We start from the raw sequence: 9,356 nt of genomic DNA, 5'->3' as shown, positions 1-9,356 counted from the left end.
GGCGCTTTGCATTTCAAATCTTTGTGCAACAAAGCCAATGATTTTATTGTGTCTAAAACGATTAATGTCATAGCTGCATGATAATGTGTCAACAGCCGTTGAGAATTATGACTAAATTGACTAGCATAAAGACCAAATTTTTCATCGGCGAATTTATATGTTAAATGCAAGAGTTCATCTTTTAGCAGCACTGATGATTTGTCCTTTTTTAGCTGCATGTGGTAACTCAAACAGTGAAAGCGAGAAAAAGGTTGAAATCAAACCAGCTCCAAAATTAACGAATGACGCTACAACATATGCAAATGCTGCTTGGAAGTTAATTAATGAGATAGATGTACTTGTATATAACAAGCAAGTTACTGATATCGAAGAGAAGGTGAGAAAGCCTATCCGTCAGTTGAGTACAGATTGGCGTATTAATGTCAAAATGACTGATTCTGTGACGGAAGGGAAATATGCTTTATGTCGTAAAGCGCTCACAAGCCTAGATAGTTGGGCTAGAGATGTTAAAGACAATGCAAATAACTCAGGTCAGAAGCAATCAGATTATGAGCGCGATAAAGCCCAGTGTAAGGATGCAATTGACAATCCAGCATTAGGTAATACTTCACCGAAGTAAATTTAAATTCGCGCCTAAAGCGAGAATACGATTTTCGCTTTAGGTTTTATGTAGCTTCTATTTTTCAAATTTTTTATTTTCAGGTTTTTAGATTGCTCATTATTAGAAAAATAAATCCCAGATATCAAACAAACATTTTACTTTTATTGATTCAGATTATTCACCGCAGCTAAATGTCTCAACCCATCTAAATTTATAACGATGATTTTTTTAAATCCTAATTGAATGATTCCTTGTTTTTCGAAAGCATTCAATTCTTGATTTACAGTCTGCCGAGAGACTGTCAGCATATTGGCAAGTTGATCTTGTGAGATTTGAATATTTAGATCTTGAATGGATGAGCGGTTACCGTAACCTTCTAATATAAATAACAAGCGTTGAGCAAGACGCTGACTGATCGTTTGAGTTTGAATTGCAATTTGCTCTAAAAAGACATAGCGAAGTTTTTGACTGGTCAGTAGGGCAAAGAAATACCAATAATAGGGATTTTTAGATAAAAACTCGTTCAGAGGTTGAGCTGGGATTTGAAGCACAACACTTTTTTTCAATGCAATAGCATCATGAGAGCGTGGTTGTTTGTCTATGAGAGAAATCTCGCCAAACCACATGATTGGTTCAGCGATAGCAGCAATTGCTTCATTACCGTTAACGTCTATGTAACCCAAACTAATTGAGCCATCGAGAACACCATACACACCATCAAATTGATCTTGAGCATTAAACACAGCGGCATTTTTTTCAATTATAAGTTTCTTACCATGATTCAAAATGAACTGCTTGAAAGGCTCTGCAAGATGACTAAACCACGAATTTTGCTGTAAATGGTGAATATGAATGGGATCTAACACTCTATTTCCTTTTAAAAATATAAATCCATTTGTCAGCTACATGACATTTTTATTTGCTGATTTGTAATAGATTAATAACATACACAAATAATATGGTGAATTAAAAATGACAAATTTGGAGCGTCTACTCAGTCAGTATGCTGCATATCATTTGGATCAGAAAAATATTGTGACCCATTTTGTGGGTATTCCACTGATTGTTTTTTCAATTTTATGCTTAACTGCGCGTGTGGGAGTAGAAATATCAGGAGTTTCAGTGACTTTGGCATCGATACTGATTGTATTGAGTACAATTTACTATATATCATTAGATAAGTTATTTGGCATTCTAATGTTGATTATATTCATCGCAGCATATCCACTTGCAGTAAAAATAGCCGTATTACCGATGTGGAGCTGGTTAGGAGCGAGTATCGGTATTTTTGTAGTAGGTTGGGTATTTCAATTTGTAGGGCATTATTTCGAGAAGAAAAAACCTGCATTTGTTGATGATTTGATTGGTTTAGCAATAGGACCTCTATTTGTATTAGCAGAGTTCGTTTTTCTACTTGGATTCCGTAAGCAATTACATCAACGTATTTTAAAAGAAGCACAAATGAAACGTGCAGAAATGGATATGAAACCGCAAACAGCGTCTTAATTGATCTATTACAAGTTAAAAAGCCAAGCTCATAACGACTGGGCTTTTTCATTTACTGATTCCAAAAGCTTGATCTAATTGCTAAGCTTATTTTCGGTTTAGGTTGATGATTTATTATTAAAGAGCAAATGACAGGAATTTATGAATATTGGTCCTTACCTGAAAAATTAGAAATTAAATGTCCATGTTGTTGTGTCGGTAAAGCTAATTTCGAATTTGCCAGAATAGCCAAGATAACACTCAAGAAAGATGTCGAGTATTTCCAACAACATGCTAATTTTGAATATGAGCGCTTTCAGGATAGTTGCGGAGCTTATTGGCATGCTGCATTTTATTATCCAAATTTATCAATTCCGATTGAACAAATTCAAGACTTACCTAAAGGCTATGATGCAAAAGTTTGGCATGCACGTTATTCCAGACTAAGTCATGGAGGAGTCGTTTGCGAATCATGTAATTGTCAACAAAAGCATCATTTAAACTGGCCGAATGATGCTTATTACACTGTGATGTATAAACAGCAAGTTTTATGGGCGTTTCATCGTGAGGCTGCTTTGGATCTGTATCATTATCTAAATGAAAACCTAAGAGACCACAAAAATTATCGACATTCTTTCTTTTTATTACATATCCCAACTATCTTTAAGCAGAAAAAAGCGAGATTGCATGTAACGCAACAATTGAAAAAGTTATTGTTATAAGTTGTTTTTAAATTTAAGTGGTAATAAAAAAATAAAAAAACCGCCAATCAGGTCAAATTGGCGGTTTGGAAATCAAAACTTTGATTTATACGTTGAAACGGAAGTGAAGGACATCACCGTCTTGAACGACATAAGTTTTACCTTCTAGACGCCATTTTCCTGCTTCTTTCGCGCCGTTTTCACCGTTGTATTGAATAAAGTCATCGTAAGAAATACATTCTGCACGAATAAAACCTTTTTCAAAATCAGTGTGAATCACACCAGCCGCTTGTGGTGCAGTCGCACCCACTTTAACTGTCCAAGCACGAACTTCTTGTACGCCTGCAGTAAAGTATGTTTGTAAGCCAAGTAAGCTATAGCCTGCACGAATCACTACGTTTAGACCTGGCTCTTCCATACCCATTGCTTCTAAGAATTCAGCACGGTCTTCATCTTCTAATAATGAAATTTCAGCTTCGATTTGGTTACAAAGTGGTACAACAATCGCATTTTCTTCAGCAGCAAGTTTTTTTACTGCGTCAAGATGTGGATTATTTTCAAAACCATCTTCTGCAACGTTAGCAATATACATAGTTGGTTTAAGTGTCATTAAACCAAAACCACGAACAGCTTTACGCTCATCATCTGATAGGTCAGCGGCACGAGCTGGTTTGCCTTCATCTAATAATGGTTGAATTTTTTCTAAAGCTGCTTTAGTGGCAATCGCATCTTTGTCACCACCTTTCGCCGCTTTAGTTAAGCGTAGTAATGCTTTTGCAACAGTATCAAGGTCAGCAAGAGCAAGTTCAGTGTTAATAGTTGCGATGTCATCTAATGGGTCAATTTTACCATTTACATGAATCACGTTTTCATCTTCAAAACAACGAACCACGTGTGCAATTGCATCTGTTTCACGGATATTGGCAAGGAATTGGTTACCCAAACCTTCACCTTTTGAAGCACCAGCAACCAAACCTGCGATATCAACGAATTCCATCGTAGTTGGAATAACACGTTGTGGTTTAACAATTGCTGTAAGTTTGTCTAAACGTGGATCTGGAACAGGAACAATGCCTGTGTTTGGTTCAATGGTACAGAACGGAAAGTTTTCAGCTGCAATCGCTGCCTTTGTTAATGCATTGAACAATGTAGATTTACCTACGTTTGGCAGACCAACAATACCGCAATTAAAACCCATGAAACCACTCACAAATGTGTTATTTAAAAATTGCTGCTGATTTTACATGAAAGCCATGACAAAGTCAGGTCATGGCGAGTGTGGATTTTTATTTCAAGCTTAAACTTTTCGTTTATCGAGTTGTTTGGCAATATTATCACCTGTCGTTTGTACCAACATGACCAAAACAATCAGGACTAAAATCACCGCCAGCATGACTTGCATATCAAAACGCTGATAGCCATAACGATAGGCAATATCACCGAGCCCACCTGCACCAATCGCACCTGCAATGGCAGAAGAGCTGATCATGGTGACAATAGTCACGGTAAAACCTGCAATAATTCCGGGTAATGCTTCCGGAAGCAGCACGTGCCAAAGAATCTGCTTACGGTTACAGCCCATTGCTTGTGCTGCTTCAATCAACCCTTGATCGACTTCACGTAGACTGACCTCCGCAATACGGGCGAAGAACGGAATCGCAGCAATGGTTAAGGGCACAATTGCAGCCAAGACGCCGTAACTTGTGCCGACGATCCAACGGGTAAATGGAATCAAAGCCACCATCAAAATCAGGAAGGGGACTGATCGAGTGATGTTAATGATCCAGCCTAAGGATTGATTGATTTTCTTGGAAGGATAAATGCCAAAATCAGCAGTACTCACCAAAATTAAGGCAATGGGCAGACCAATCAAAAAGGCGAGAATTGCAGAAACACCGACCATGATTAAAGTATCGGTGGTTCCTGTGAGTAATAGATCAATGAGTTGATTGTACATAACCGATCACCTCAAGTTGTGTTATTGCTGGATGTTTTTCAGATTGTGGGTGGTTTAGATCAAATTCGAGATTGCGAATCCCGATGATCAATGAGCCGATGGTACGCTGCTGAATGCTATCAATTTGACTGTAATACACCTGAACTGGGCTATTAAAACCATCCAATAGTTCATATAAATCAGGCACCGATTTCGATTCACAGGCATATTTTAATTTTAAGATCTGATGGGTGCTCTGAGGCAGAATGGTTTGGCTCAACTCAAAGGGTAAATTCACCTGTTCAAAATTGAGTAATTCCTGTGTGATCTGTTGTTGTGGATTGGAAAATACCGACCAGACTTGTCCAGACTCAACGATTTCACCTTGATCAATTACGATCACTTGATCGCAAATTTCTTGGATGACCTGCATTTCATGGGTGATCAAGACGATGGTTAAACCGAGGTCCTGATTGATCTGTTTTAATAAGGACAGAATATTGGCGGTACTTTCAGGGTCCAGTGCTGAGGTGGCTTCATCACAAAGCAGGATTTCAGGCTGAGAAACCAAAGCACGTGCGATACCAACACGTTGTTTCTGTCCACCAGACAGTTGAGCAGGGTAATCATGTCGCTTCGCTTCTAATCCCACCAGCGTCAGTACATCGCTGACCCGTTGTTCAATCTCAGCCTTGTCATAACCTGCAATACGCAGCGGTAAAGCTACGTTTTCCCATACCGTTTTGGCAGACATTAAATTAAAATGCTGAAAAATCATGCCAATTTTCTGCCGAGTTTTGATCAACTCGGCATGGCTCAATTCTGCGATATTTTGTTGATGAATCAAAATACTGCCTGTATCAATCGACTCTAAGCCGTTTAAGGTACGGAGTAGGGAGGATTTACCCGCACCGCTTTTTCCAATAATCCCAACAATCTGTCCTTTGGGAATATCGAGATGAATGTCTTTTAAGGCATTTAAGCGTTGGCCCTGTACATTGTAAAACTTATTTAAACCACGTATTTTCAGATGCGGGACTGAAAAATCGACCTGTGAACCAAAACTCACCATGATTGTTCTCCTTATTTCCAACCTGGGAACCACAACGTTGGACCGAAATCGCTATCCAAGGCTGCTTTAACTTTTGCTGAGTTTTGATAAATCTCGACAAATTTCTGTAGTTTGTTGTCTTTGTCCTGATAATCATCACGCACCACAAATAAAATCGCATAACGTTTATTGGTATTGTCATCAAACAACAAGGCACTTTCAGGATCAGCCGTTTTGGCTAAACGTAAGTAATGTGGATAGCCAAAAGCGAGATCAACATCATCAATGGCACGTGCAGTTTGAGGGCCTTCAACTTCGGTAAATTTCAGGTTCTTCGGATTCGCTGTAATGTCCTTCAGTGCAGAAAGGTGATTATTGCTGTCTTTCAGCTCAATCAGCTTGGCTTGTTGCAATAGCAATAAAGCACGCCCTTGATTGACAGGATCATTCGGAATCGCAACAGTTGCACCATTCGGAAGTTCATCAAAACTTTTATATTTTTTTGAATACAGTCCAACATGTGAAGCCGCACCCGCAGCAAATGACTTTAATTTAAAGCCAGTTTCTTTAATGGCATTATCCAAAAAAGGTTGATGCTGGAAAAAGTTCGCATCAATATCGCCATGATTCAAAGTGATGTTTGGGGTATTCCAGTCTGAAAACTCGACCAATTTGACATTCAAACCTTGTTGTTTGGCTTCATCTGCTGCAACTTGCAGTGGATGAGCACAAGAAGGACTGATCCCAATCACCAGTTCACTGCTATGGTTCTGTCTTTGTTTATTCCAAATCAATAAGGCAATAATCGCAACGACGACGACAAGGCCAATACCAAGCCATTTTTTTGAGGCTGTTTGAGCCATATATTTCTCCAATTCTTTTCTTAAATGTTAAGCACTAATTTCTTCAATTATTTTTAGGGTATCTGTGTTGTTATGCGGTCTACATCGGAACTGGTTAGCAGGATGGCTTGCAGCTAAATGATCGCCTTGGGCAAACAGTTTGTTCCGCAGTGAACCTGTGGCATATTCAGTTTTATAACGTCCACGTTGCTGTAACTCAGGGATCACCAGTCGAATAAAGTCATGGTGTGATTCAGGTGCAACCGTACGAGTTAGGTTAAAACCATCAATGCCAGTTTGATCGAGCAGCTCAATCAGGTATTCCGCAACTTCAGTACCACTACCGACAATGAGTGGATAACGTCCACCCAGAATATGTTGTGCTTTTAAGTCATTCTTGCTGATGCGCTGTTCTTTAAACTTTTCATTGACAGAAGCAATGCTATTGCTCTTTTGATAAGGAATCGTTTCATCATCTGCAAACTTGGCAAGATCAATTCCGACTGAACTGGCATAATGTGCTAGACCTGCTTCAGGGCTGGCATATTGACGGTATTCAGTCAGTTTTTGCTGGGCAAGTTCATGTGTTTCAGCCACAACTACGGTAATGCCGACAAATATTTTAATCGCACTTGCATCACGACCTTGTTGTTGTGCTTGTAGTCGTATTTTATTGACCTGTTGACGAATCTTTTCTGGTTGATCACCACCAATAAAAATACATTCAGCATGGCGCGTGGCAAACTGTAGTCCTTTCGGGGATGCACCAGCTTGGAAGAGTGTTGGCGTACGTTGAACCGAAGGTGCAACCTGAAATACACCTTGGCTTTGGTAATATTGCCCTTGATGATTGATCGAGTGGACTTTATTGGGATCAGTAAAAACGCGCTGTTGCTTATCTTTTTTTAAGGCATCATTTTCCCAAGAACCTTCCCAATATTGATAGCAAAGTTGTAAAAACTCCTCGGCTTGATCATAACGCGCATCATGATCTTTTAAACCTTTTTGCCCAATAAGCCGTTCGGCACTATCCAAATAGCCAGTAACAATATTCCAGCCCAAACGACCTTGAGTTAAATGATCAAGACTGGCAAAACGCCGTGCAAATTGATAGGGCTGCTCATAGCTGAGATTGACCGTGACACCAAAACTCAAATTCTGCGTAACCAAAGCCATTGCTGAAATCAGGGTGGAAGGGTCATGACTTGGTAACTGAATCGATTCTTTCAGAGTGAGATCGATGCCATTCTGATAGACATCATAAACACCTGTAATATCAGCTAAAAATAAACCATCAAACAAACCTTGTTCTAAAGTTTGTGCCAATTCAGTCCAATAACTCAGTTCATTAAAGCGATGTGATTGATCACGCGGATGCGTCCATAAGCCATGATTGATATGACCGACACAGTTCATATCAAAGGCATTTAACAAGATTTTTTTAGCAGTCGTTTGGCTCATTACAAATTCCCCCGACGTGGAGGCAGAATGCCATTCAACACATAATTACCGATGAAGTAATATTTCCAGCGTGCAGCATCATGCAAGGTGTGTACACGTGCATTACGCCAATGACGATCAAGACCATCAGCACGTTGACTGCCGCGACTACCTGCTAATTCAATCAGTTTCGATGATGCCTTTAATGCAGTTTCAGTACTATGCGCACGTACTTTTGCCACATCAATTGAGGCTTTGGCTAAGGTCTCCGCATTCAAATCTTGTTTGGCAATATCTACAGAGCGAGCTGCTTGTTTTAGTAAAAGTTCGCTGGCTTTGACATCGGTTGCCACACGACCCAGCTCAGATAGGGTTAGGGGGTCTTGAGTGGCGGAATCAATATTGGCATCAATCCAAGGGCGGGCAACACGTACACGTTCTAGGGTTTCTTCAAAAGCAGCACGAGCAATCCCGACTTCAATCGCGGCATGCATGATTTGAGCAAATGGTCCTACCAAAGATAGCTGCTTAAAGGCGGTATCAAAAGGAATCACATCCTCTTTGGCAACAAAAACCTGATGAAATTTGACTGTACCGCTGCCGGTAGTCCGTTGCCCAAAGCCAGACCAGTCATCAATCAGTTCTAATCCTTGACTGTCTCTTTGTACAAAAGCCAAAAATTCGCGTCCAGATTCATTCACCACTAAGGTTGGAATACGATGGGCGAATAGGCTACCAGTGCAATAGAATTTTTCCCCTTGGATCAGATAACCGTTTTCGCTTGGAATCAATGTGGTTTGCTTATGTGCAGAGGTACGTGTTTTAAATTCAGCCAGTGCATTACCAAAACGCGCACCTTGTAACACTTCTTGATAGAGGTGTTTCTTTTGCGCTTCCGTACCAGTATTGCGCAATACCTCCAATGCATAAAAATGGTTTTGTGGAATCTGACCGATTGAACCATCCGCACCACTAAACAGCGCAATCACTTTAGCTACAGTTAGGCTGGAAACTTCTGCACCACCGTACTGCTTAGGTACCGTAATTGCCCATAAACCTGACTGACTATAGGCTTCGATTTCAGTAAACGGCAAGTTTCGATTGGCATCGCGTTCCACCGCATTTTGTTTAAACTGTTGACTGAGTTGAGTTGCAATTTCTAGGGCTTCTGCATCACTTTGGATAATATGGGCTGCTTTAAAATTGGTTTTGGCAAAACCTTGTAACTCTTGATAAGAGGTCATGATGATTTGCTCCTTAAATCCAGGCATGGCGGGCAGGGTGTGTACCATTGAGGTAA

General features: G+C 40.0%; 11 protein-coding genes. 3 read left to right on the top strand and 8 right to left on the bottom strand.

The features are described 5' to 3' along the window. Positions 1-191: hypothetical protein (locus A2003_RS06680; RefSeq protein ID WP_286687016.1), on the bottom strand; the 191-nt coding region annotated here is incomplete at its 3' end. On the opposite strand from A2003_RS06680, the gene A2003_RS06675 reads away from it, so the two are divergent. Next, complete coding sequence (locus tag A2003_RS06675; RefSeq protein ID WP_004911833.1) at positions 158-619, top strand: hypothetical protein; 462 nt, start codon at positions 158-160, stop codon at positions 617-619. The genes A2003_RS06680 and A2003_RS06675 overlap by 34 nt on opposite strands. 143 nt (positions 620-762) lie before the next feature. Here A2003_RS06675 and A2003_RS06670 read toward each other — a convergent pair whose 3' ends face one another. Next, a complete protein-coding gene (locus tag A2003_RS06670; RefSeq protein WP_005402441.1) occupies positions 763-1,467 on the bottom strand; it encodes a Crp/Fnr family transcriptional regulator in 705 nt (234 codons plus the stop codon). A gap of 106 nt (positions 1,468-1,573) precedes the next feature. On the opposite strand from A2003_RS06670, the gene A2003_RS06665 reads away from it, so the two are divergent. Further along, positions 1,574-2,107: an Mpo1 family 2-hydroxy fatty acid dioxygenase gene (locus A2003_RS06665; RefSeq protein WP_151738929.1), complete on the top strand. Its 534-nt coding sequence runs from the start codon at positions 1,574-1,576 to the stop codon at positions 2,105-2,107. 128 nt (positions 2,108-2,235) lie between these two features. After that, positions 2,236-2,808, top strand: a complete 573-nt coding sequence (locus A2003_RS06660; protein WP_151738928.1) for a hypothetical protein — start codon at positions 2,236-2,238, stop codon at positions 2,806-2,808. A gap of 85 nt (positions 2,809-2,893) precedes the next feature. Here A2003_RS06660 and ychF read toward each other — a convergent pair whose 3' ends face one another. The 6 genes from ychF to A2003_RS06630 all read right to left on the bottom strand — a co-directional run bounded on the left by ychF (position 2,894) and on the right by A2003_RS06630 (position 9,300). Then, a complete protein-coding gene (gene ychF, locus A2003_RS06655; RefSeq protein ID WP_004911821.1) occupies positions 2,894-3,985 on the bottom strand; it encodes a redox-regulated ATPase YchF in 1,092 nt (363 codons plus the stop codon). A 99-nt stretch (positions 3,986-4,084) separates the two neighbouring features. After that, positions 4,085-4,744, bottom strand: a complete 660-nt coding sequence (locus tag A2003_RS06650) for a methionine ABC transporter permease (RefSeq protein WP_087540784.1) — start codon at positions 4,742-4,744, stop codon at positions 4,085-4,087. Further along, entirely contained in the window at positions 4,725-5,795 is a 1,071-nt protein-coding gene (locus A2003_RS06645; protein ID WP_151738927.1) for a methionine ABC transporter ATP-binding protein, read from the bottom strand. The genes A2003_RS06650 and A2003_RS06645 overlap by 20 nt, the downstream gene beginning before the upstream one ends. A gap of 11 nt (positions 5,796-5,806) precedes the next feature. Continuing rightward, positions 5,807-6,637, bottom strand: a complete 831-nt coding sequence (locus A2003_RS06640) for a MetQ/NlpA family ABC transporter substrate-binding protein (RefSeq protein ID WP_125272545.1) — start codon at positions 6,635-6,637, stop codon at positions 5,807-5,809. Positions 6,638-6,664: 27 nt separating this feature from the next. Further along, positions 6,665-8,077, bottom strand: coding sequence for an LLM class flavin-dependent oxidoreductase (locus tag A2003_RS06635; RefSeq protein WP_151738926.1), 1,413 nt, complete (start codon positions 8,075-8,077; stop codon positions 6,665-6,667). Continuing rightward, the gene (locus tag A2003_RS06630) at positions 8,077-9,300 is read right to left on the bottom strand and encodes an SfnB family sulfur acquisition oxidoreductase (RefSeq protein ID WP_286687015.1); all 1,224 of its coding nucleotides are present in this window, start codon (positions 9,298-9,300) and stop codon (positions 8,077-8,079) included. The genes A2003_RS06635 and A2003_RS06630 overlap by 1 nt, the downstream gene beginning before the upstream one ends. Positions 9,301-9,356: the final 56 nt, after the last annotated feature.

Source organism: Acinetobacter sp. GWC1_38_13 (assembly GCF_001767535.1).
Classification (GTDB): Bacteria; Pseudomonadota; Gammaproteobacteria; order Pseudomonadales; family Moraxellaceae; genus Acinetobacter; species Acinetobacter junii.
Note: the sequence above shows the minus strand (reverse complement) of the source record. Positions and strands in the feature narration are given on the sequence as shown.